Raw genomic sequence first — 22203 nt, forward strand, 5'->3', positions numbered from 1 at the left:
TTTCGTATAAGATCAGCACATTAATCATTCACTACTGATTGTAGATTTAAGCGGTGGTGATAAAATAGCGCCCAAAATTTAGTGATATTTTTCTGTTGCAGGCTTTGTAATGGCAATCACTAAAAGAATCACCTACATAATCAAGGTATTTAAATGACGGTTAAAACTCGTTTTGCTCCTAGCCCAACTGGCTATCTTCACGTTGGTGGTGCACGTACTGCACTTTACTCTTGGCTATTCGCTAAGAACCAAGGTGGTGAATTCGTTCTACGTATCGAAGACACGGACCTTGAGCGTAACTCTCAAGAAGCGGTTGATGCAATTCTAGAAGGCATGCAATGGATGGGTATGGAATGGGATGAAGGTCCTTACTACCAATCTAAGCGTTTTGACCGTTACAACGAAATGGTTGATAAGCTACTTGCTGAAGACAAAGCTTTCAAATGCTATGCGTCTAAAGAGCTGCTTGACGAAATTCGTGCAGAGCAAGAAGAAAACAAAGAAATGGCTCGTTACGATGCGAACCACCCTAAAATTGTTGCAGCAAACGAAGCAGCAAAAGAAGGTGATGCATGCGTTATCCGTTTCCGTAACCCTAAAGAAGGCAGTGTAGTCTTTGATGACCAAATCCGTGGTCGCATCGAAATCTCTAACAGCCAACTTGATGACCTAATCATTCGTCGTACAGACGGTGCACCAACATACAACTTCGTTGTTGTAGTGGATGACTGGGACATGGGTATTACACACGTTGTACGTGGTGAAGACCACATCAACAACACACCTCGACAAATCAACATCTATGAAGCACTAGGCGCGCCAGTTCCAACTTTCGCTCACTGTGCAATGATTCTTGGTGATGACGGTGCGAAACTTTCTAAGCGTCACGGTGCTGTTTCTGTAATGCAATACCGCGACGAAGGTTACCTACCAAATGCACTAAACAACTACCTAGTTCGTTTAGGTTGGTCTCACGGTGACCAAGAGATCTTCTCTCAAGAAGAGATGATTGAATACTTCAGCCTGAACGCTATCAGCAAGTCTGCTTCTGCATTCAATACTGATAAGCTACTTTGGTTGAACAACCACTACATCAAGACTTCTGAGCCTGAGTACGTTGCTAAATACCTGCAATGGCACCTAGACGCACAAAAGATCGATACAACAAATGGCCCGGCTATCACTGAAGTGATCAAGCTAGTTGGCGAGCGTTGTAATACGCTTATCGAACTTGCTGAACAGTCTCGTTACTTCTACGAAGATTTCTCTGAGTTTGAAGTTGGCGCAGCGAAGAAGCACCTACGTGGTGTTGCTAAAGGCCCACTAGAGCTTGCTCTTGCTAAGGTTGAAGCGCTTGAAGATTTCACTACTGCAAACATCAAAGATGGTGTGATTGCAGCAGTATGTGAAGAGCTAGAGGTCGGCATGGGTAAAATCGGTATGCCACTTCGCGTAGCAGTAACAGGTGGCGGCCAGTCTCCTTCTGTTGATGCAGTGATGGAGCTTGTTGGTAAAGAGCGCGTAATCGCTCGCATCAAGATGGCTCTTGAGTTCATCGCTGAGCGTGAAGCTAACGCTTAATTGAGTATTAGCTAGATTGAAAAAAGGGTCAGTAACTTGGTTACTGACCCTTTTTATTTGTCTTGAGTTTTATCTAGCTAAGCTCAGATTTTTTTGAATATGATGGAGGTGTTGATTCCGCCAAAGGCAAAGTTATTACTCATTACATACTCAACATTCAATTCGCGACCAGAACCTGTAATGTAATCGAGTTTGCCGCAGCGTTCGTCGATGTTTTCAAGGTTCAATGTTGGGCTGAACCAACCGGAATGCATCATTTCTAGGCTCAACCAAGCCTCAATGGCACCACACGCTCCAAGCGTATGACCAAAGTAGCTTTTTAATGAGCTGATTGGCACTTCACCAAAAATGTTCGCGGTCGCATTACTTTCTGCAATATCGCCTTTATCTGTTGCCGTTCCGTGCGCCGAAACGTAACCAATTTTTTCAGCAGGAAGCTGTGCATCTTTCAGCGCTTTCTCCATACAGATTTGCATGGTTTCCATTTGAGGTTGGGTCACATGGGCGGCATCGCAGTTGCTGGCAAAACCGATGATTTCCGCGTAGATCTTTGCACCGCGAGCAACCGCATGTTCATACTCTTCAAGAACAAGCGTACCAGCACCTTCACCGATAACTAGGCCATCGCGCTCACTGTCGTAAGGGCTAGGGGATTTTTCTGGCGTGTCGTTTTTTAAACTGGTAGCAAAAAGGGTATCAAAAACGGCAGATTCGGTTGGGCATAGTTCTTCACCACCTCCGGCCACCATCACAGTTTGGTAGCCGTGTTTGATCGCTTCATAGGCGTAACCAATGGCTTGGCTACCTGAAGTACAGGCACTGCTGGTGGGAATCACGCGTCCACGTAAGCCGAAGAACAATCCTACGTTTACCGCAGCGGTGTGTGGCATCATTTGAACGTAAGTGGTTGCTGTGATCGCTCGTGTCGATTTCTCGTTAAGCATCACGCCAAATGCACCAACAGCGTCAGTACTACCGGTTGAAGAACCATAGGCAATGCCTGTTTCGCCATTAGTCAAAACGTCGTGGCCAATCAGTCCTGCTTGCTCTAGTGCATTTTCGGTCGCCACTGTTGCTAGGCGAGACACGCGGCCCATGCCACGAACCTGTTTGCGCTTATAGTGCTTAGGTAGTTGGAAGTCATCAATAGGTGCGGCAAGCTTTGTGTTGAGGCCATCGTACTGCTCAAAGCTAGGCATGTACTGGGTCGCATTTTCACATGCTTTTAGTTTTGGCTCGATGTGCTGCCAATCGTTGCCAAAAGCGGTAACGCCTGACATGCCAGTTACAACAACGCGGCGGGTCATACTAAGCCTCCATTAACTGAAATCACTTGGCGAGTTACGTAGCCGGCAATATCCGACATTAGGTAGCTGACTAGGCCTGCTACTTCTTCTGGTTCACCCATGCGGCGTAATGGAACTTGAGGCAGCGCATGCTCTTTTACATGCTCATCAACCATCCCGGTATCGATTAGACCAGGAGCGACACAGTTTACCGTTATCTTGCGTTTTGCGAGCTCTAGAGCCAGAGACTTAGTTGCGCCAATCACACCTGCTTTTGCTGCGGCATAGTTGGTTTGACCGCGGTTACCCATGATGCCGGATACAGAAGCCAGAGTAACGATTCGACCGCCTTTGCGTTTTTGAACCATTGGCATCACGCACGGGTGAAGTACGTTGTAGAAGCTGTCGAGGTTGGTATGGATAACACCATCCCACTCTTCTTCAGTCATAGCTGGGAATGCCGTGTCACGAGTAATACCGGCATTATTCACCACACCATAGTAAGCGCCGTGTTCGGCAATATCTGACTCAAGCGTTTCGCGACATTCGCTGCGATTGCTGATATCAAATTGGATCAGACGTCCTGCAGCACCGAGCTCAGTGATCGACTTTAATGTGTCTTCAGCACCTTGCTTGTCACCCATGTAATGAACGGCGATTTCAAAACCGTCTTTCGCGAGTTGAATAGCGATCGCTTTACCAATGCCTTTACTGGCACCAGTGACTAAAACCTGACGGCTCATGATGGGCTCCTAGTTTTCATTTCTTGTAATTTTTGTTCGGTCGGCACGTAGACGTTGAGTTGGCATTGAGCCACTAACTCGCCTTGGTCTTCGACTCGGGCGGTAAACACGGCCATGCCACTGTCTTCCATGAGTTGTTCAGCATAGATATCAAGGGTTTGACCTTGAGTAAATTCATCACACAGTGACTTGTAGCGACGAGAACCGAGTAAGAAGCCGATTGGAGGAGTAGTGCCGTTTTTCAGCGCATGGTATCCAGACCAAGCTGCAACAGACTGCGCCATAAACTCGATGCCAACATAAGCTGGGACCGTTTGAGATTCGGCGTCAAAGAATAGGTTGTGCGCGCCAATATCGACCTGGCAGTGAATCGACAATGCCTCAACGTTGATAGCTCGATCGATTAATATCATCGGATCATCGTGTGGGAGAAGTTGGTCTACAGAAGGGATATCAGTCATTTATTACACCAAAAATCAGGCTAATGTTGTTGCCACCAAAAGCGAACGAGTTGCTTAAGATGTTCTTTACTTTAAGTTTCTGGGAACAGTTTACCAAATCAATCTCAATATCTTCAGCTTTATACTGACATTTTTGTAAGGGGAGTGGTAAGTCATATTTTAGAATATGCCACGCAATTGCAGCCTCTATCGCACTTGCCGCTCCAAGAGTATGTCCTGTTAGAGGTTTGGTTGAACTGACGGGAACCTTGTTTGCAAAAATACGATGGATGGCTTTGCTTTCCATTGAGTCATTGAGTGGGGTTGCGGTGCCATGGGCATTAATATAACCGATGTCTTCTGCTCGTAACTGTGCAGAATCTAACGCTTTTATCATCGCTTGCTCAGCGCCGTTCCCTTCTGGGTGGGGCGCGGAAATATGGTGAGCGTCGGAGCTGTCGCCATAGCCTAATAGGGCTATATTCGAAGTGCTTTGAGTTGTATTGGTAGCGGTTGGTTTTGTCTTGCTAAGCAACATAAATGCCGCTGCTTCTCCGATGTTGATGCCATCACGAGAGGCGCTAAAGGGCTTACAATGTGTGGTTGATAGCGCTTCAAGACCATGAAAGCCATTGAGCGTCAGCTTACATAGTGTATCGACACCTCCAACCAACACAGCATCAGCCATTCCTGAATCTAACAAACGTTGGGCAGTAATAAATACACGGCCACTTGATGAGCAAGCGGTCGATATCGCATAGCTTGGCCCGGTTAATGCACAATGTTGGCTAACAAACTCAGAGGTGTTGCCAAGCTCTTGCTTTGAATAGTGGTAATCTTCGGGGAAAGAACCATGGTCAAGTTTGTGTTTAAAAGCCACTTCACCATCAGAAATTCCTGAAGTGCTGGTGCCGATGACCACTGCAATTCTATCCGCACCAAACTGTGATTTTGCTTGTGCGATAGAGTCTTTGATTTGATTAAGAGCTGATAACGCCAGTTGATTGTTACGAGTGGCGTATTGAGCCTGACTTGATGGGATTTCCGGTAAATCACCAGCGACTTTACCAACGACCGTCGGCTGACCATCGTTGAGCATATCGCTCACTTCAACCATATTGGAGTCGGACTCATTGCTGAGGCAGCCATGAATGTCAGCAACGCTTGAGCCTAGCGCTGAGTGGAAACCACAGTCTTGGATATAAATAGGCATGATGTTTAGCTCTTACTTGGGTTATCGACAATCGTTGAGTTCAACGTTTGTATCGTGATGGTGTAGCCTTGAATCAAATGCTTGAAAACAATGTTGCCTGCGGTTTTGTGTGTTCCGGGCTCTGCTTGGTAATCAATTTTAATGATTGGCTGTTGGTTTTCATCAAATACGGTGCGGCTGTTTTCGGTATCGACCAAATACCAACCGATGTCTTGTAAAGGTTGAGCCCATGCTTCAACTGGCCATAGAGTTAGCATCAAATTAAATAGTACTTGCTCGGGTAGCGGCAGGGTAGCGCCAAGACCAGATAGAACTTGAGTATCAATCGTTTGGTTTTGGTATTGCAGCGATAGAATGCGAGTACCCCAAGAGGAGAAACCCGCCAACACGACTTTGTCTGATGTGACTTCGACTTGAACAGGAAGTTGCTGCGTATCATCTTGCCATGTTGCGCTAATCAGCTGGCTTGCTGTAAATGAGTATCCCAGTTCAGCAGGCAGCGGCAAGGCTAGCTCGGTGTCTTTATCGATTGCGACACTTGCGCCTGTAGGCTGTTGAGATACCATCGAACAAGCGCTGAGTAATAAGCCTAATCCAACGGCGAGCGCTATCTTGATTATTTTGTTCATCTAAAAGCCTCTCGAGAGTTTGATTTTTCCGCTGCTTGTTGGTTGTTGATTGCAAGTGGCGAAAGCAGCCACGCTACAAAAATACCAGTTAGCACGGTAATACCGAAGCTATGAATAGCGTGAGTCTGGCTCAACGACAGCAAGCCGAATGAAAGCAATGTTGTAAGGCCAGATAAGGTGATCGCTAATAAGGTGCTCAGTGACTTCTTCTGTTCAGCAAAGAACAGGGTGTAGTCGATACCAATCCCTAAAATCAGAATCAAGCCTAGCAGATTAAACAGGTTTAACGTTGAGCCTAAAATGCCCGTTATCGCTAAACCAGCGACTCCGGCAATTAATGAAGGCAACAGCATTAACAGGCTTTGCTTCACACCGTAACGCCAACCTAACACCATCCCAATAGCGGCCAAAGCTATCAATAATAGCTCGGTGATCTTGACTCTGTATTCCGCAAAGAGAGCAGAGATTTCATCGGCTTTATTAAGGTACTTAACACCTTGTTGCTGAGCAAAGCTTGAATCGAGCCATTGAGAGAACTGTTCTGAATTTGTGACGTCTTTGATCAAAATGACCGACGCCGCTTGTCCATCGATCGGCTTCAACCAAAGTGGTCGAACAGGTTCTGACACAGGTGATTCTAAAAATCCAGATACCGTGATTGCCTCGAACTTAGGTAGCTCTGGAAAGCTAGGCCAACCAAGAGTGTTTTGTAAGATATGGCTTTGCTGGCTATAGAGTTGTTCAACCAATTGATAGTTATCATGCTGTTGTTGTTTGCTTAACAACTGTTGATTGATGCTGCGATATCCGGAGATACCCTGGCTATCGACTAGAGAATCTAAGCTTGTGGTGATTTCTGCCAGTTTTTTAAGTAGCTTTTGGTCGCTGTTGGCAGTCACCAAAAGCATATTTTGACCGCTGCCTAATCCTGATATCTCAGTAATGGCTTGTTCTTGCTGTTTGAGTTGATCAGGCATCGCTTGAAGTTGACGAATATCGTCGTCGTAGCGAATTTGGCTGAGTGATATCAAACTAACGACAGTCACTATTAATGGTAAGCCAATTCTAAATTTTTGGTTGCTCCAGAGGCTTAACCAAGTATGCCAAAGCTTCGATAAGGGAAGAGGTCGTCCTTGGCTTGGTGTTGCCGCTAAAACCGGATACCAACACACCACACTGGCGTAAGCTGCGATCAGTCCAATCGACGAAAAAAGAGCAAGTTGCTGTAACCCCGGGAAAGGTGCCACTAACAGACCTAGGTAGCCAATCAAGCTGGTGATCAGACCCAAGGTGATCGCAACGATAATATGTTTCAAGCCTTTGTCGCTTTGCCATTGATTACCAGCCGCCAAGCGATCAGTCAGGTAGTGAAAGGAGTAGTCGATGGATACGCCAATCAAGCTAGCGCCAAACACCAAGCTAAACAGGTGAACTTTACCGAAGATAGCGACGGTGCTTGCCAGAGCGACCAATAATCCGGTACTGATTGAAAGCAAAGACAAGGCAAGTGGGAGGGCGCTACGAAATGTTAGCCACACCAATAAAATTACACCGGCCAATGAGCCCAAACCAATGGTACTGATTTCTGATTTCGCGCTTTCGGTACCGTAATTGGCGTAGAACACCACACCGGTATGCTGCACTTTGACACCAAACTGCTTTTCGATCTCGCGCTCAATTGAATCAAGATCGGGAAGTTGCTCTTGAATCGCTAAACTATAAGGCGAACCTGCCAGAGTCGCCGTCACCAAAATATGAGTTTGCTCATTAGATTGAGCGGTGAGGTAGCCTTCTTTCACAACAAAGTTACTTGATTGAACGCCAACAGCACTGATGTAGTCGCGAAATAGCAGAAATGGGTCGAGAGATAGCTCTGCTGCAGTGACGCCTGAAAACGGATTGTACAGAGACTGAATGACATATTGAGCTCGCGAATCCGGCGAGTGTGTCAGCGTCTCTTTTTGTTGTTGGGTCAGCAGTTGAGCTCGGTGACGAAAATAGAAGTCGCTCCACTGGCTTTGAGTACTGGCGTTGATTTTTCCTTGAACTTGCTTAAACAGAGTTGGCTGGCTTGAGAAAGCTCTTTGGTTAAGTTTTTTTTCAAAAGCGTCAGTCGCTGTCATGGCTTGTTCGACGTCGGAGGCACTTATGATAAAGACCACTTGCTCGCTCATCGAGCTGGATATCTGCTGAAAGGCTTGCTCTACTATGGGGTCTTGCTGGTTTTCTGGCAGCAATTTCATGATGTTGCTTTCAATGGGTACTGACGAAGAAAAAGCGAATTGTTTGATCAACAATCCGCTAAATAGCACTACGACAACAAGCCAAGCAAGGGCTAGACTAGAATTGGAATTGTTGCGCTTCAGCATCTGATAATACTTCCGGTAGATGGCTTAACTGGCTAAATTCGATCACTGTGCTGTCTCCACGAACTTCTCTAAGTTCGATACGTTCAATGTCATCTTGTCCTTGCAGCGTGATGGCTTCAAACACCGCGTTCATTGGTGCATTCTTTGGCTTTAGAGTGAGTGTCCATCGTGTGTCTTCTGAACTTGAGTTTGCACTTTCATCAGAATTTTTCGCAGTTGCTGGTTCAAATGAAAGTGAGAATTGCTCTTGAAGCTTTTGCGTATCCCCATGAAACACTGACAAGAAGATATGGCTGAAATAAAACGCCATCGGGTTTTCTTTGTCGGTGATGATTTTAGCGGGTTGATCTGCAAACCTTTGGCTCAGTTTGTTATCGGTTAGCACTAAGCTCACAGGGAAGGGGGTCGCTTGTGTCCAAAGTAAACCATTCGACTTGTCTAACAGGAAAGTACCTTGTGATGTTAGAGGTTGGGCGAACATTTCCATGTTGCGTGTTTGAGTGAACTGACCACGAACGATACTATTTTCGCTTAACACGGTTTGTAGTTCTGTAATAGAACCGACAGCATTTGTGTTCTCGCTAGCGCCAGCAAAGTGACTAGCCATCATTGAAGCAAGCCCTAGCAGTGCGATACTGATTTGCTTACGGCCGTGTTTAAACAGACTCATGTTTCACCTGCTGCTGTGTGTTAGATACTTGAGATGGGTCTGATTGTTGGTCGTTTGGTTGCTGCTCAGCTGATTGGGGTAAGCAGCCAAATTGATGCCAGCGTTCGACTTTATCGGTAAACACCTTCGGCGAAGCAAAACACATCTCTTGCTCTTCAATGGTTACTGCAACCTGCATGGTGTGAGCGCGTGTCATGCGAGCACCGGTGTTGGCATCGTGAATTTCGTAGTCAACACGCAAGCGGTTTTCCCATTCAGTTAACTTAGCGGATACCGTGATCTGATGATTAAACGGTATTGCTTTGATGTACTTTACGCGCGTGTCGATGATCGGCCACATGTAGCCCGAATCCTTCATCTCATGGTAGTTGTACTCAATCTTATCCATCATGATGCGCCTAACTTCTTCAAAAAATCGGAAGTAGTTGCCATGGTAGATCACGCCCATTGGGTCGGCATCTTGGAATGAGGTTACTAAAGTAACCTCTGATTTTAATGGATGAAGGATTTCAGACATAAATCGCTCTCAACAATATTGCGTAAAGGGTTAGCTACTCTAGGAGTAAAGTGACCAGTGTTGACTTTGAATACGAGCAATGAAGTGGCGTAGATCGCCTTCAAGTGGTCGATCTTCTACGATAAATTCAAACTCTTTAAGCACTTCGTCGCGAATGTGCTTTAGGTTTTCACTCATGTGGTGCTCATCAAGCTCATTATGGCGTTTACGAAGCTCAAGCGCTTGTGTCCCCGCCAGAAGTGATGCTGCCGCTACTTGTTCAGTCAGTTCAAGAACGCGTAAGCAGTCACGAGCCGCAATGGTGCCCATGCTGACTTTGTCTTGGTTGTGACACTCGGTTGAACGAGAGAACACGCTTGCTGGCATGGTGTGTTTCAATGCTTCTGCTGTCCAAGCTGAAACGCCAATCTGTACCGCTTTGAAACCGTGGTTGATTGGTTTACGTTCGCCTTCAGCACCCGTTAGGTTAAATGGTAAGCCGTTGTTGAACTTGTAATCCATCAACTGCGCCATTTGGCGATCAAGTAGATCTGCAAGGTTGGCTACTGCTGTTTTTAGCGTATCCATTGCCATTGCGATGTGGCCACCGTAGAAGTGTCCACCGTGCAGTACGCGCTCATTGTCGCCATCGATAATTGGGTTATCGTTAGCACTGTTGAGCTCGTTCTCAATCATTTGGCGTAGCCAAGGCAGAGAGTCTTGAACCACACCAATCACATGTGGAGCACAACGCAGTGAGTAACGATCTTGTAGGCGATCACTGTTGCGTGGCGGACGATCCGCTTGTAAGTCATCACGTAGCCATGCAGCAACTTGCTGTTGACCCGGATGAGGCTTAACTGCAAACAGCGCTTCATCGAAATGGAAATCGTTGCCTTGCATACCTACAGACACCATTGCGGTGATCTTAGTCGATAGCTGAGCTAGGTATTCTGCACGTTTGTAGGCGATACAAGCCAAAGCCGTCATTACTGACGTGCCATTCATCAATGCCAAGCCTTCTTTTGGCTTAAGCTTGATAGGGTTAATCCCTAGCTCTTTGTAAACGTCACTAGTAGGGCGAACTTCACCTTTGTAGATGACATCGCGCTCACCAATCAGTGCAGCTGCCAGATAAGACAGCGGCGTTAAATCACCACTGGCACCAACCGATCCTTCTTGAGGAATGCGCGGCGAGATATCTTGGTTGATCAGAGTGACGATCTGGTTGAGCAAATCGTGAGTCACACCAGAGACACCTTGTGACAATGAACAAAGACGTGTCGCTAATACTGCACGAGATTGTTCGTGAGACAGTATTTCGCCTAAACCACAGCCATGAAAGCGCGTTAGATGCAGTGGTAATTCATCAACAAGGTTTGGCGGAATCGCAACGGTACATGAGTCACCGTAGCCCGTTGTCACACCATAGATCACGCCTTCTTCTTTCAATAGGCGTTCTAAAAAAGCGACACCGCGGTCGATCTTTGATGTGAACTCATTACTTGAGTTCATCGAGGCTTTTGCGCCTTGTGAAATAGCGACAACATCCTCAATCGTGAGGCGTTCGGCACCAAAGGTGATGCTATTTGGATTTTTTTTCGTCATGGTGCTTGCTCAATGTCCAAAAGTTAAAAAAGTTGTACCACTGAAGCGGTGCTTTCAGTGTGTAGTGCTGAAGTCGGTCTGCGTATTTCTGCACGACTTGCTGTAAAGATTGTTCGCGAGTCTTCCTAGGTAGCTCTATCTTGTCGCTGAAATGCTCAAAATAGACATTAAAATGCGGTTTGGTTTGAGAGTCATCTCGTAGGCCAAACAGTAAGAATACTGGCGCTTTGAGAACAGAGGCTAACATAAATGGCCCTTGAGGGAAGGGAGCTTCTTTACCCAAGAACTCTGCCCATACTGAGCGACTCTCTTTGCTGGTGGAGGTTCTATCGCCAACGATCACAATCCATTCACCTTGCTCCAATTTTTGTTGCAACAAGATGGCGGTATCAGGGCCCATCGATGTCACCTGAATCAGGTTTAAATCAGACTGTGGGTTTACCGCTTTCATCACCGAATTAAAGCGTTCGGCGTGCTCTGTGAAGACCAGCGCATTGATTTTGATGTGTGAGTGTCGACGTCCCAAAGCGCGGCACAATTCGATATTACCAAGGTGAGAACCTAGGATTAGCACACCTTGCTGGTTTTCCACCATACTTTCGAATTGCTCTTGACCATGAATAGTCAGGTTATCGACTGAAAAATCACCTTTCCATGCGGCTAATTTGTCTAGCATGGTGTGGCCAAACGAAAGCAGGTGGTTATAACTGGTTAATTCAGCGGGTAACTCAATATTCTGTTGCTCTGCGTATGTCTTAAGCTGGAATAGGTATTGCTCTGAAGCGTTTCGCGCGCGCTTGCCTGTCAAATGGTAGTAACGCATCACACCGCGCAAAATTAGGTTGAATACACCTCGGCCTAATAGTGAGTACACAGCTAACAACAGTTTGATACCGAGAACTGTGCCGCGCTCTTGAGTTCTGGACCAATGAGGCTGTTCAGTGCTATTTGGTATCTGCTGCGCCTGATTGCTTTCTGAAAATTGTGTCGAACTTGTTAGGTGATCTTCAGAATCTGATTTGAAGTGACGAGCAATCAGCTTAGGGGCTCTTGGCAGCATGCCGAAGAACAGTCGAGTATGCATCCAACTGATTTTTACGTTGTCCCACAGCGCATCGAAATGAGAGACACCATTTTCAGGGTAGATGACTCGCGTCTCAATGAAGTCAATGTCGCAACCTTCCCAGTATAAGCGAACCAGAATCTCGATATCGAAATCCATTCTCGAACCGACATCGTATTTATTCAGTACAGTTTGTGTCTTATCGATTGGATACGCTCTAAAGCCACACATACTGTCTTTAATCGAGAGAGATAGAGTTTCTATCCACACCCAAATATGTGTCGCGTAGCGCCCGTAGAGCCTTGCCTTCGGTACGCTATCGTCATAGACAGGCTGACCTGAGATCAGGCGCTGGGGCTTAGCTTGTGACGCTTCGATTAATGCGGGTAGGGCGTCTAGGTCATGTTGACCGTCAGCATCAATCTGAATGGCATGACTAAAGCCGAGCTCCTGTGCTCGCTTGATGCCAGCCTTTACGGCACCGCCTTTGCCTTGGTTCTGCTCAAGCGTCACCAAGGTTACGTTTGAATTCTCTACTAAGGGAGCCAGAAACTGTTTCGTGGTGAGTTCACTGCCATCGTCAACGATGATGATCGGCAACTCAAAATGATGGAGTGACGACACCACTACAGGCATGGTTTCGCCGTGGTTAAAGCACGGGATTAGGAAGCAAGCTTTGTAGTTGCTTTCTTTTGTTACGTGTTGAGAAGCAGCCTCAGCAGGAGCGCTATTCACTTTTCTCTCCCAGCTTCATTTTTCCTGAAGAGTGGGTCTGTTCACCGTTGTTTGAGGTGTAGCTGAAGCTCAGCTTGTCTTTGTCAGCATCCCATTTGAGTGATAGCTGGATTGTGGCGTCAGGAAGGATAGGCTCTTGGAATTTGATGACCTCCATACCTTTAAAGTAACCAGGGACATTTAACTCTTGGACAGCATAGTGAAGTGCCCAGTCAATTTGTGTCACACCGGGAAGAATAGGGAAGCTCTTAAAGTGCCCCTTAAAATCGGTGATGTCTCCGGTAACATGGAGTGTCAGGGTCGATTCTTTCTCTACAGTGTCAACAGCAATGACGTTTGGTTTTCTCTTATCCATAGCGTGTGCTTAGAATCCTTGGGCTAAAATGGGTCTTCTGACAAAAATATAAAAGATAATCTCAGTATAAAATGCGACCAGTGATTTTTATGATTTGACGAGCTGCTCTATGTGAGAGGTTAGTCGCTTGCCTTGGCTGTTGAGGGGGATCTCATCAACAACACGATACTTTCTTGGAATAGCGATTGGCTCTAACCATTTTCTGAGTTCTGAACGTAACATTAACCAGAATTTACCTTTACTCATGGTTGCGAGAGTCACTTGGCCTTCCTCTGATAATACCAAAACCGATGCTAAAATTAAGCGTTCAGGCTCTTCAAAGGGAATGACCACACACTCGCTTATCCAAGGTAGTTGCTCCAGTCGCTTTTCAACTTCAACCAGTGATACTCGTTTTTCTTCTATCTTGATCACTCGGTCGGTTCGGCCTTTCAATATAAATTGATTCTCTGAGACCATTTCGCACTCATCTGCGGTTTGATACCAGTTGTTTTTGTCGATGTACGGCGACAATAACTTAATGCAATTCTCACTATTAAGACTAGCCTTAATACAGTCAAAAAGCTGCCAAGGTGTTTGAACGCTCTGTTGCTGACGAAACGCGATGCCGCCGGTTTCTGTGCTGCCAAACACCTCGATAGGTAAATGCCCAAGCAGATCTCGTGATTGATGAGCCGACTCGGTAGGTAAAGGGCCACCAGAAGAGAACACCCCCGCTAGATGCGTAGACTTTGTCTCGTGTTTTAATCGTTTGAGTAGCGCAGGGCTGCTGATCAACACGCTCTGCTTGTTAGCGTGAGACAGGATCTGTTCCGGGTATTCGAGATTGTTTCGAGAAAATGGAACTCCAGAACAAAGTGGCCATAAGATTCGAAACAACAGACCATAGATATGTTGGTGTGATACGGTGCTGTGGATTTGGTTGTCTTTAAGCAAGGCGCCCCAGTTTTTATCTAGCTGAGCGATTTCAATATCTAGGTGTTCTAGTGTTTTATTGATTGCCTTCGGCGTACCGCTTGAACCTGAAGTAAACAGGGTCAATGGGGTAGCGGCTAAATCAATTGTCGTTTGGTCATTTGCTAGAAGAGTGGGTACTTCTATGTTTGAGTCCAACACTGCTTGGACGTTGCAAACCTCGTTTACTTCTACTTTGCCAATCGCATCATCGACTAACAGACAGTCAAAATGCTCACTCAGCTCGGCAAGCGCACACGGTTGATAGTTACCTGGCAAGATGATGTGTTTGTTGCTGACTGCGCACGCTAAAAAGGCCACCGAAAATAGGTAGCTGTCTTGGGTGCAAATCGCAACTCGTTGAAAAGGGGATGCAGATAAAAGCTGTACGAGTTGAGATAAGTCGTCGTTAAATGTTTGCCACGTAATCTCGCTATTGTTGTCAAAGCAGACAATACAATCAGGCGATCTGTTCTGATTGAGAAGTTCAGACAAGGAAGTGTAAGAGACGGTTTGGGTCATAACAATTTAACTCTGACGAATGCGCTGTCTTACTACCCACTCTCCTGCAAAGAGCAACCCTGCAAATACATAGCTGAGTAAGCCATTGTATAGGGTCCATATTTCAAGAGGTTGGAAGCAGGTGTAAAGGGCGATAGAGCCATTGATAACAAAGAACAGACACCAAACTTTGGTGACTGTTCGTGTGTAATCAACGCCACTTTGTGGAAGTTCTGGCTCTTGGAGGCGAGCAAGCCGCTCGATAATCGTTTGCGGTTGCCATAGGCTCAAGGCGAACACAACCAGCATACAAACATTAACGATGACGGGGTAATAAGTTAGCCAGCCGTGCTGTTTGAAGGTTAACCCTAATACCAGCAGAACAATTCCGGCACTTCCGCTGATCCAAGCTAGGTGTTTTAGCTCTTTGATTTTAGCCTGACCACCGGTGAAAATGCGGACAGCAAAAATAGCGGCTAAGACGATACCAACGGTTTGTAGGCCAAACTTGTTGAGTCCAAAGTAAACCGCTATTGGATAAGTGAAAAGTATGATTGCCGACAGTAAAGTCAGCAGAGGACGCATTATGCGTCCTTCAATAGTTCAACCACAGACTCGACAACGTCATTAACGGTGCGTACTGCTTTGAACTCTTCAGGCTTGATCTTCTTACCTGTAACGTTCTGTAAGTGAACGACCAAATCAACGGCATCAATGCTGTCGAGATCGAGGTCGAGATAAAGGTGTGCTTCTGGAGTGATATCTTCAGCATCAAGCTCAAACAGCTCGATAAGCGCATCTTTAACCTGGTTGAATACTTCTTGTTGGTTAGCTTGTGTCATAAAGATCTGTCTAGTTGTTTGTTTTAGATGAAATGTAGTTAGCTAGGTTTTCAACCGATGCAAAATGCTGGCGAGTGTTTGAATCGTCGGCATCGATAACAATGTTGTACTTTTTCTTGATAGCAAGGCCGAGCTCAAGGGCATCGATAGAATCTAATCCAAGTCCATCACCAAACAGTGGTGCTTCCGTTTCAATTTCATCAATGCTCATATCTTCAAGATTCAGTGCGTCGATAATCAGTTGTTTTAGTTCGTTGTGTAATGTTTCCACTTAGGCCTACTTAGTACTTTATCTAAATGCTACTTCAAGGGGGGCGATTCTACATTATGTGATGTATTTTCGAAACGCTGATATCACCAGTTGTTTTATTGATGAGCTAAATATTCTCTTCGGAAGGAAAAATAGTCTGTGCAAGGTGTTGATTGAGGCGCCTTGCTGCCGAAGTTAAGTTGTTTGAATTCTCAATAAAGGGTGCGACGTCTATTTTACCTTTCACTGCGATATGAAAAAAGGGTTTAGTGGCAGGAACTTGATACCATTTTTTCTCTTTTGTTAAGAATGTCGGAGAAACTGTAATATGAATCACGCGTAAGTCGGTTTGTGTTCGAGTGGCAATTTGTGCCGCACCACGTTGTAAGGATGGTTCAATTCCTGGCGTTGTGCGAGTTCCTTCAGGGAAAACTAACAATACATTTCCACGCGAAAAGCGTTCTTCACAGCGTTCTAAAAGATCGTCAGGGGTTTGGTTGGGTATGTATCCCGCTGCTTTGACAATCCTCTTCATAAACGGGTTTTCCCATATTGCCGCTTTAACAAGACAATCACATTGAGGAAGTTGAGAGGCGATCAGTACATAGTCAATCAAGCTAGGGTGATTGGCGACAATGATGCAGTTGCGATCTTCGCGGAGCAGTTCGGCGCCATCAATTTGGTAATCAATCGCGCCTGTGAACTTCATTATTTGGCAGAATGCATTGAATGAGAAACGGATTAATCGTTGTGCTTTGAGCTCTCTTTCTATGACGTTGCGAGTCGTTAGGGCGATCGAAGGTAAGATTAAGAAGCTTAAGACTAAGCCTCCCAAACCAAAGATGGTAAAGCAGAGCCCCGTCGCGAATACTCGCCAACATTGGCCTACTTTGCTCATTTCTGTGCACCTGCTTGGGCGTTATTGACCCAGGACCAGTTTTGGTGCTTACCAGCAATAGTCCAATGCTGTGTTCCCAATAGGATATGTTGTAGCGTTTGTAGGCCTTGTGGTAAATCAGCGGCTGAGCTGTCTCTAACTTTGGGGGCGCTAGCGATTGGTTTACTTGTTACTGCTCTCGAAACTGAGTAGTCACTGCCTGCCGTGAGTACTAAACCTAGAGCGTAGTCAGCATAGTGCTGATTTTCGTATTCTCGATATACATCAGGCAGAGGTTGGTCGAAGTCAATGACGAGTACACGATGTGACGGATACTGATGTAGGTAAAGATAAGCTTCAATCAGGGCGTTGTGAAAGGTATCTTGCCCAGCAGCGATAGAGGTCAGTGGAATCGGTGCTTTTGCAGCAATCGTTGTTAGACCTGCAGCGGTGTTGTGTACCGATTGGGAAAACGCCATTGGAGAGGCGTCGTCACCTTCTAATATTGATTGAATTAAAGTGGCTGTTCGGTGGAGCTCACCATGCCGACTGGCAAAAACCAGATAATCAATCGAGGTATCTTTTAATAGGGTTAATGCGGTTTGGACGGCCAGTTTGCTTTGCAGGCTCATTCGGCGGCGCATCATAGGAGGGATGGCTTTAAATTCGGTTGAGCCATTTTGTGGCCAATCTAAATGAGTGCTCCACGTTTGCCACTCGGCAACGGAATAGAGGCCTGGCGAATTTGCTGACCATTTTTCAATATTAAACGACATTAATTGGGATTGATTTGACATAGAGTATTGATTTACTTTGGGTCTAACTAATACTATGCATGCTTATAAATAAACACGGGTAAGGAGTTTAAATGAAATTACTAAAAATAGCCGTTTCAATGTTATTTATACTCGTTCTTGCAGGCTGTGGACGTGTCCAACCTGTAATGAATGTTGAGGATACTCCAGTTGCTTTGAATCTTCAAAGTAAACAGGTGAAATCAGCGATTTATGAGTCTGCTGAGAACCGAGGTTGGTTGGTTTCAGAAATTAAGCCAGGCCTAATCCGTGCTGAACTGTATGTCCGTTCACATCATGCTGTGGTTGATATTCTATATAATGATAAGTTTTACTCTATTCTTTACGTCGAATCAGAGAATTTGAAGTACGACGATGGTGAAATACACCGTAATTACAACCGTTGGGTTAATAACTTGAACGTTGATATTAAACGCAAGCTTGCACAAATGGCTGCTATGTAGCTCTCTATTATTTTAAAGTTAGGTTTTTCGTGTCGGAATATAAATTAGATCCATTTAACGCATTGGAAGCAAAAACAGAAGCGCAAAAATTGTCTTTTGCTCCTATTGTTTTTCATACAGCTCGTACACTTCGTGATTTAGGTATCTTGAAAGCGTTAGATGACGCGGGCAATGATGGTTTACCCGCTGAAACTATTTCTCAAGCAACGGGTGTATCCGAATACGGTGTCAAAGTTCTGCTTGATATGGCGTTGAGTGCTCACATCGTTACTTGGGATAAGCCTCATTATAAAATGGCTAACCTAGGTTTTTATCTATTGCACGATGGCATGACCAACGCAAATATGGATTTCACGGCTGATGTTTGTTATGCCGCGATGATGCATTTAACCGAAGCAATAGAAGAAGGTACACCTGCAGGCCTGAAAGAGCTGGGTGATTGGGAAACGATTTACCAAGGTTTGTCTCAATTACCAGAAAAAGCAAAAGAGAGCTGGTTTAAGTTTGATCATTTCTACTCAGATCGTTCGTTCCCCGTGTTGCTTGAGAAAGTTTTCAGTAAGAAGCCTAAATCGTTGGTGGATATTGGCGGTAATACAGGTAAGTGGGCAATGCAATGTTGTAACTACGACTCTGATGTCGAGGTGACGATTGTCGATTTGCCGCAACAATTAGAAATGGCAATGGCAAACGCAACACAGCACGGTCATCAAGACCGAGTGACTCCATTCCCCGCTAACATGCTTGATAAACAGCAAGCGCTGCCGACAGGTACGGATGTGTGGTGGATGAGTCAGTTCCTTGATTGTTTCTCGCCAATGGAAATTCTTAGCATATTAAAGCGTGTTCGCTCTCATATGTCAGAAGACGCGACTGTTTATATCCTTGAACTGTTTTGGGATGCACAGAAATACGATGCGGCTTCTTATAGCTTAAATGCGACGTCTCTCTACTTCACTTGCTTGGCCAACGGCAACAGCCGCTTTTACCGCAGTGAAGATTTCCTAGAGATAGTGGAAGAGGCTGGCTTTGATGTGGTGACTCGTACCGACGATATCGGTCTTGGGCATACGCTTCTGGAGCTGAAAGCTAGCGCGAAATAATCATGGTAAACATGGCTTAAATTAATGAAAAAACTGTCAACTCAAGTAGTGATCATCGGAGCTGGCCCATCAGGGGCTATTGCTGCGTCTTTGCTTCATAAAAAAGGCATCGATGTTCGAGTGATTGAAAAAAGCCTTTTCCCCCGTTTTTCTATTGGTGAAAGTCTGTTACCAGCGTGCATGGAAGTGATCGAACAAGCGGGCATGAGCGAAGCTGTGACTAATGCTAACTTCCAATTTAAAGATGGCGCGGCTTTTCGTAAAAATGGTGTTTATACGGCGTTTAATTTTGAAGATAAGTTCTCTTCTGGGCCGGGAACGACGTTTCAGGTTCAACGAGGTACTTTTGATAAGGTAATGGCAGACTGTGCTGAAGCGCAGGGTGTTACCATTGATTACCAACATGAACTGATCGGCATTAACTTCACTGAAGACCGTACTGTACTAGATGTACAAATACAGGGTGGAGAGCGTTATCAGCTAGAGGCTCAATACGTCCTTGATGGTAGTGGTTTTGGTCGAGTGTTACCCAAGATGCTCGATTTAGAAGAGCCATCACGACTTCCTCCGCGCAAAGCTATCTTCACACATATTAATGATCATATCTCAGCAACGGATACTGATCTTGAATACGATCGTAGTAAAATTTTGGTCTCGGTACATCCAACCAATCCTGATGTTTGGTATTGGTTGATTCCCTTCAGTAACGGAGTCTCTTCATTCGGTGTGGTAGGGGAGCCTGAATTCTTTGAATCATACCCAGAAGACAAAATTTCGGCGATTAAGCAACTGGCAACAGAAGAGTCGGGCTTGGCCGAGATTTTGGCAAATGCGGAGTATCCAAATCCCGCAGGCGAAATTGGTGGTTATTCTGTCAACGTTAAACATCTTGCAACCGATAAGTATGCATTACTGGGTAATGCGGGGGAATTTCTTGACCCTGTATTTTCATCGGGAGTGACTATTGCGATGAAGTCGGCTCAGTTTGTGGTTGAGTGTGTGGAAAAACAACTCAATGGCGAGAAAGTCGACTGGGATCGTGAATACGCTGAACCATTGATGATTGGGGTAAATACTTTTAGAACGTATGTTGAAGGGTGGTACTCGGGGGCTCTTCAGGATGTGATTTTCTATCAAGAACCAAACCCGAAGATAAAGCAAATGGTATGTTCGATTTTGGCGGGCTACGCATGGGATCAAAGCAACCCCTATGTAAACGAGTCAAAACGTCGATTGAAGACGCTGGCAGAGATATGCCGAAGCTAGATGGTCTATTTAATATGTAATAGCACGCTAAATGGTCACTATGGTTAGCCATAAATCAAAACAGCCGCAATGCGCGGCTGTTTTTGTATCTGATAATCAGCCTCTCAGAGCGAATACCAACGCCAGTAAGTCAGAATCCCAAATTTCTAACGAAGTTATCGAGGTTGATACTACTTCAGATCAATGCTGTTCAATCGTCCCATAAAGATAAGCAGCTCAATCACATCTTTGTGAGCTTCAAGCAGTGCTCGTTTGGTTTGGCTGTAGGCTGCGAGTCGACCGTGTTTCCGTATAGAACATACTTTCGTTCTGTATTTGTAATCACCATTCTCAGAGAAAACACGCCATTTCGCTATGTAGCACTCGTCGCGATGTTCAGGGTCACTCTGCGTTGGATTGGGCTTAAATACAATTTTAGGCTCTAAACTATGAGGCAGACGTGTCATGAGATAGGGTTCTTTGAGGACCTTTGGCCAAAACTTGCCCCAAAGCTGTCTACCTAGCTCATCTCTTAATTTGATGGTTTTCTTGAGTGCTTTGTCTTCCCCCATACGAACAAAGCCAACTGAACGATGTAATACCGTATCGTCGGGTGTATGAATGTGGATCTTAAAAGCGGTCTTACCTTTCGAGATAAAGCGGTAACCGGTAGCACCAATTAGATTATTCTGGCTCATAGTTCGCTAAATGATGATTATGTTATTAATAAGATTACGACAAATACCGCGAAACCGAAACTAATCCTCATGAAAAAAATAAAGCCTTAACAAAAGTGCTAAGGCTTTATTAGGAAATATGAGTTGATGGTGCTGCTAACTACATGATTTTCTGCATTACATCACCAATTTGAATGCTTCCCGCAAGGCTTGGTTGATCAATGGTGAGTTCAGCTTCGTTTTCATAAACGCGAGAAACAGTCAGGGTGATATCGCTTTGAGAGACCTTATTGCGTGGCAAGCCTCTTTGGTCGATAAATGAACCTGTGTGCCAAAGCTGAAGCTTGTCACCTTGTTGTACACCGTGTATTCGGCCTAAATCAATGGTCACCATATTCCCAAACACAGCAGCAACTTCAGGAAGCGTGATTTTACAAGATACTTCCGATTCTAAATCCAACATAATATTACGACTGACACGAAGCATCATGCTGCCATAGGTTGATGCCCAGAAACGAGCACTGCGGGTGTCGATTTCACTGGTCTTCGCAAATGGCCATTTTGCTACTTCACGATAGCTTCGGTTGTAAACCTGATGACCTGTTTTACCATCGAACACCTGCATTTCTAACGCAAATTGGCGATTGATAATGTCGTCTTTCAAAAGCTTCGATTCGATGGTGGCGGTTAAGTCGGTGATATCACCACCTATGATGTACTGTGCCCCCGTATCTTGTGCGATCATTTTGATCACTTCCGGTCGACGCTTGTCTATGTCGTAATTTGTTGTGCCAACCGAGACAAAACTGCGAGATTCTTGCGCCAGTTGTCGGTTAACGACATGGCCAAAATCATCACCAATGTTATAGATTCGGCCCATCACAGCTTGTTGTGGAGAGCTCACATCAATATTACCGACCAAAAACGTCTTCTTATATTGGCTTTCATGGCAAGCACTTGCCGAAGGGTAGATGTCTATCCTTGCAGTGACCATTATATTGCCACCGCGTTTCTTCTCTTTTTCTACTAAGATGTAGCGCACTTCATGATTGGTAAATTGAAATTCTTTCTTTTTTGCATCTAAGTAGGGGGTGAGGTTTGCAATACTGCCGATGTCAGCGCCAGAGAACTGTATGGCTTTGTAAACGGCATCCTCTAGGGCATGAATCCTTGCCGCATCCTCTGACGATACGATGGTTGCAGTACCGGTAACTTCATACCAAGAGGCATGAGTACTGAAGCTGATGGTTGTCAGTAAACTTATTGAAAATAAGTAATAAATTATTTTTTTCATCTATTCGTTACCAG

Annotated in this window: 23 protein-coding genes; 4 read left to right on the forward strand and 19 right to left on the reverse strand. The window is 45.3% G+C overall.

Translation table 11 applies throughout. From position 1 onward, the window contains the following. Positions 1 to 153: 153 nt before the first annotated feature. The gene (gene gltX / locus OCV30_RS04150) at positions 154 to 1581 is read left to right on the forward strand and encodes a glutamate--tRNA ligase (protein ID WP_065678573.1); all 1428 of its coding nucleotides are present in this window, start codon (positions 154 to 156) and stop codon (positions 1579 to 1581) included. Positions 1582 to 1664: 83 nt separating this feature from the next. Here the strand turns inward: gltX and OCV30_RS04155 are convergent, their stop codons facing one another. From OCV30_RS04155 to OCV30_RS04235, 17 genes are all read right to left on the reverse strand, one after another. Beyond that, on the reverse strand, positions 1665 to 2888 hold the full coding sequence (locus OCV30_RS04155) for a beta-ketoacyl-ACP synthase (RefSeq protein ID WP_009848604.1): 1224 nt from the start codon (positions 2886 to 2888) through the stop codon (positions 1665 to 1667). Next, entirely contained in the window at positions 2885 to 3610 is a 726-nt protein-coding gene (locus tag OCV30_RS04160; RefSeq protein ID WP_017099148.1) for a 3-ketoacyl-ACP reductase FabG2, read from the reverse strand. The genes OCV30_RS04155 and OCV30_RS04160 overlap by 4 nt, the downstream gene beginning before the upstream one ends. Then, the gene (locus OCV30_RS04165) at positions 3607 to 4071 is read right to left on the reverse strand and encodes a hotdog family protein (RefSeq protein ID WP_054548132.1); all 465 of its coding nucleotides are present in this window, start codon (positions 4069 to 4071) and stop codon (positions 3607 to 3609) included. The genes OCV30_RS04160 and OCV30_RS04165 overlap by 4 nt, the downstream gene beginning before the upstream one ends. After that, positions 4064 to 5263 carry a beta-ketoacyl-[acyl-carrier-protein] synthase family protein gene (locus OCV30_RS04170; protein WP_065678574.1) on the reverse strand — a complete coding sequence of 400 codons (1200 nt, stop codon included), beginning with the start codon at positions 5261 to 5263 and terminating at the stop codon, positions 4064 to 4066. The genes OCV30_RS04165 and OCV30_RS04170 overlap by 8 nt, the downstream gene beginning before the upstream one ends. Positions 5264 to 5268: 5 nt before the next feature. Next, complete coding sequence (locus OCV30_RS04175; RefSeq protein WP_065678575.1) at positions 5269 to 5892, reverse strand: DUF3261 domain-containing protein; 624 nt, start codon at positions 5890 to 5892, stop codon at positions 5269 to 5271. Beyond that, positions 5889 to 8261 carry an MMPL family transporter gene (locus OCV30_RS04180; protein ID WP_065678576.1) on the reverse strand — a complete coding sequence of 791 codons (2373 nt, stop codon included), beginning with the start codon at positions 8259 to 8261 and terminating at the stop codon, positions 5889 to 5891. The genes OCV30_RS04175 and OCV30_RS04180 overlap by 4 nt, the downstream gene beginning before the upstream one ends. Continuing rightward, on the reverse strand, positions 8233 to 8931 hold the full coding sequence (locus OCV30_RS04185; RefSeq protein ID WP_065678577.1) for a LolA family protein: 699 nt from the start codon (positions 8929 to 8931) through the stop codon (positions 8233 to 8235). Before OCV30_RS04185 ends, OCV30_RS04180 begins: the two co-directional genes overlap by 29 nt. After that, complete coding sequence (locus OCV30_RS04190) at positions 8918 to 9448, reverse strand: acyl-CoA thioesterase (RefSeq protein WP_009848597.1); 531 nt, start codon at positions 9446 to 9448, stop codon at positions 8918 to 8920. The genes OCV30_RS04185 and OCV30_RS04190 overlap by 14 nt, the downstream gene beginning before the upstream one ends. Before the next feature lie 39 nt (positions 9449 to 9487). Then, complete coding sequence (locus tag OCV30_RS04195; RefSeq protein ID WP_065678578.1) at positions 9488 to 11035, reverse strand: HAL/PAL/TAL family ammonia-lyase; 1548 nt, start codon at positions 11033 to 11035, stop codon at positions 9488 to 9490. After that, positions 11013 to 12833, reverse strand: coding sequence for a glycosyltransferase family 2 protein (locus OCV30_RS04200; protein ID WP_065678579.1), 1821 nt, complete (start codon positions 12831 to 12833; stop codon positions 11013 to 11015). The genes OCV30_RS04195 and OCV30_RS04200 overlap by 23 nt, the downstream gene beginning before the upstream one ends. Beyond that, on the reverse strand, positions 12826 to 13188 hold the full coding sequence (locus tag OCV30_RS04205) for an ApeI family dehydratase (protein ID WP_065678580.1): 363 nt from the start codon (positions 13186 to 13188) through the stop codon (positions 12826 to 12828). The genes OCV30_RS04200 and OCV30_RS04205 overlap by 8 nt, the downstream gene beginning before the upstream one ends. An 87-nt stretch (positions 13189 to 13275) precedes the next feature. After that, positions 13276 to 14664, reverse strand: a complete 1389-nt coding sequence (locus tag OCV30_RS04210; RefSeq protein ID WP_065678581.1) for an AMP-binding protein — start codon at positions 14662 to 14664, stop codon at positions 13276 to 13278. 6 nt (positions 14665 to 14670) lie between these two features. Continuing rightward, positions 14671 to 15228 carry a COG4648 family protein gene (locus tag OCV30_RS04215; RefSeq protein WP_065678582.1) on the reverse strand — a complete coding sequence of 186 codons (558 nt, stop codon included), beginning with the start codon at positions 15226 to 15228 and terminating at the stop codon, positions 14671 to 14673. Further along, positions 15228 to 15485 (reverse strand): acyl carrier protein, encoded by a 258-nt coding sequence (locus OCV30_RS04220; RefSeq protein WP_009848591.1) that lies wholly within the window; start codon positions 15483 to 15485, stop codon positions 15228 to 15230. Before OCV30_RS04220 ends, OCV30_RS04215 begins: the two co-directional genes overlap by 1 nt. Positions 15486 to 15495: 10 nt before the next feature. After that, complete coding sequence (locus OCV30_RS04225; protein WP_009848590.1) at positions 15496 to 15756, reverse strand: phosphopantetheine-binding protein; 261 nt, start codon at positions 15754 to 15756, stop codon at positions 15496 to 15498. Between the two features lie 106 nt (positions 15757 to 15862). Then, positions 15863 to 16633 (reverse strand): lysophospholipid acyltransferase family protein, encoded by a 771-nt coding sequence (locus tag OCV30_RS04230; RefSeq protein WP_012603417.1) that lies wholly within the window; start codon positions 16631 to 16633, stop codon positions 15863 to 15865. Next, complete coding sequence (locus tag OCV30_RS04235) at positions 16630 to 17409, reverse strand: beta-ketoacyl synthase chain length factor (protein ID WP_209439693.1); 780 nt, start codon at positions 17407 to 17409, stop codon at positions 16630 to 16632. Before OCV30_RS04235 ends, OCV30_RS04230 begins: the two co-directional genes overlap by 4 nt. A 71-nt stretch (positions 17410 to 17480) precedes the next feature. Here OCV30_RS04235 and OCV30_RS04240 point away from each other — a divergent pair, with 71 nt between their 5' ends. The 3 genes from OCV30_RS04240 to OCV30_RS04250 are packed head-to-tail and all read left to right on the forward strand — an operon-like array spanning position 17481 to position 20239. Continuing rightward, positions 17481 to 17870 (forward strand): hypothetical protein, encoded by a 390-nt coding sequence (locus OCV30_RS04240; protein ID WP_065678584.1) that lies wholly within the window; start codon positions 17481 to 17483, stop codon positions 17868 to 17870. 29 nt (positions 17871 to 17899) lie between these two features. Beyond that, entirely contained in the window at positions 17900 to 18973 is a 1074-nt protein-coding gene (locus OCV30_RS04245) for a methyltransferase (protein ID WP_009848586.1), read from the forward strand. 24 nt (positions 18974 to 18997) lie between these two features. Then, a complete protein-coding gene (locus OCV30_RS04250) occupies positions 18998 to 20239 on the forward strand; it encodes an NAD(P)/FAD-dependent oxidoreductase (protein ID WP_065678585.1) in 1242 nt (413 codons plus the stop codon). A 170-nt stretch (positions 20240 to 20409) separates the two neighbouring features. Here the strand turns inward: OCV30_RS04250 and OCV30_RS04255 are convergent, their stop codons facing one another. Together OCV30_RS04255 and OCV30_RS04260 are read right to left on the reverse strand one after the other, a co-directional pair. Beyond that, on the reverse strand, positions 20410 to 20916 hold the full coding sequence (locus tag OCV30_RS04255) for a hypothetical protein (RefSeq protein ID WP_009848584.1): 507 nt from the start codon (positions 20914 to 20916) through the stop codon (positions 20410 to 20412). 139 nt (positions 20917 to 21055) lie between these two features. Continuing rightward, on the reverse strand, positions 21056 to 22189 hold the full coding sequence (locus OCV30_RS04260) for a flagellar assembly protein FlgT (protein ID WP_065678586.1): 1134 nt from the start codon (positions 22187 to 22189) through the stop codon (positions 21056 to 21058). Positions 22190 to 22203 lie beyond the last annotated feature (14 nt).

It is taken from the genome of Vibrio atlanticus (assembly GCF_024347315.1).
GTDB classification, from domain to species: Bacteria; Pseudomonadota; Gammaproteobacteria; order Enterobacterales; family Vibrionaceae; genus Vibrio; species Vibrio atlanticus.

What these genes read in the sequence shown, in the direction of transcription:
- gltX (WP_065678573.1), top strand. Translation starts at nt 154, where the DNA reads ATGACGGTTAAAACTCGTTTTGCTCCTAGCCCAACTGGCTATCTTCAC.
- OCV30_RS04155 (WP_009848604.1), bottom strand. Translation starts at nt 2,888, where the DNA reads ATGACCCGCCGCGTTGTTGTAACTGGCATGTCAGGCGTTACCGCTTTT.
- OCV30_RS04160 (WP_017099148.1), bottom strand. Translation starts at nt 3,610, where the DNA reads ATGAGCCGTCAGGTTTTAGTCACTGGTGCCAGTAAAGGCATTGGTAAA.
- OCV30_RS04165 (WP_054548132.1), bottom strand. Translation starts at nt 4,071, where the DNA reads ATGACTGATATCCCTTCTGTAGACCAACTTCTCCCACACGATGATCCG.
- OCV30_RS04170 (WP_065678574.1), bottom strand. Translation starts at nt 5,263, where the DNA reads ATGCCTATTTATATCCAAGACTGTGGTTTCCACTCAGCGCTAGGCTCA.
- OCV30_RS04175 (WP_065678575.1), bottom strand. Translation starts at nt 5,892, where the DNA reads ATGAACAAAATAATCAAGATAGCGCTCGCCGTTGGATTAGGCTTATTA.
- OCV30_RS04180 (WP_065678576.1), bottom strand. Translation starts at nt 8,261, where the DNA reads ATGCTGAAGCGCAACAATTCCAATTCTAGTCTAGCCCTTGCTTGGCTT.
- OCV30_RS04185 (WP_065678577.1), bottom strand. Translation starts at nt 8,931, where the DNA reads ATGAGTCTGTTTAAACACGGCCGTAAGCAAATCAGTATCGCACTGCTA.
- OCV30_RS04190 (WP_009848597.1), bottom strand. Translation starts at nt 9,448, where the DNA reads ATGTCTGAAATCCTTCATCCATTAAAATCAGAGGTTACTTTAGTAACC.
- OCV30_RS04195 (WP_065678578.1), bottom strand. Translation starts at nt 11,035, where the DNA reads ATGACGAAAAAAAATCCAAATAGCATCACCTTTGGTGCCGAACGCCTC.
- OCV30_RS04205 (WP_065678580.1), bottom strand. Translation starts at nt 13,188, where the DNA reads ATGGATAAGAGAAAACCAAACGTCATTGCTGTTGACACTGTAGAGAAA.
- OCV30_RS04210 (WP_065678581.1), bottom strand. Translation starts at nt 14,664, where the DNA reads ATGACCCAAACCGTCTCTTACACTTCCTTGTCTGAACTTCTCAATCAG.
- OCV30_RS04215 (WP_065678582.1), bottom strand. Translation starts at nt 15,228, where the DNA reads ATGCGTCCTCTGCTGACTTTACTGTCGGCAATCATACTTTTCACTTAT.
- OCV30_RS04220 (WP_009848591.1), bottom strand. Translation starts at nt 15,485, where the DNA reads ATGACACAAGCTAACCAACAAGAAGTATTCAACCAGGTTAAAGATGCG.
- OCV30_RS04230 (WP_012603417.1), bottom strand. Translation starts at nt 16,633, where the DNA reads ATGAGCAAAGTAGGCCAATGTTGGCGAGTATTCGCGACGGGGCTCTGC.
- OCV30_RS04235 (WP_209439693.1), bottom strand. Translation starts at nt 17,409, where the DNA reads ATGTCAAATCAATCCCAATTAATGTCGTTTAATATTGAAAAATGGTCA.
- OCV30_RS04240 (WP_065678584.1), top strand. Translation starts at nt 17,481, where the DNA reads ATGAAATTACTAAAAATAGCCGTTTCAATGTTATTTATACTCGTTCTT.
- OCV30_RS04250 (WP_065678585.1), top strand. Translation starts at nt 18,998, where the DNA reads ATGAAAAAACTGTCAACTCAAGTAGTGATCATCGGAGCTGGCCCATCA.
- OCV30_RS04255 (WP_009848584.1), bottom strand. Translation starts at nt 20,916, where the DNA reads ATGAGCCAGAATAATCTAATTGGTGCTACCGGTTACCGCTTTATCTCG.
- OCV30_RS04260 (WP_065678586.1), bottom strand. Translation starts at nt 22,189, where the DNA reads ATGAAAAAAATAATTTATTACTTATTTTCAATAAGTTTACTGACAACC.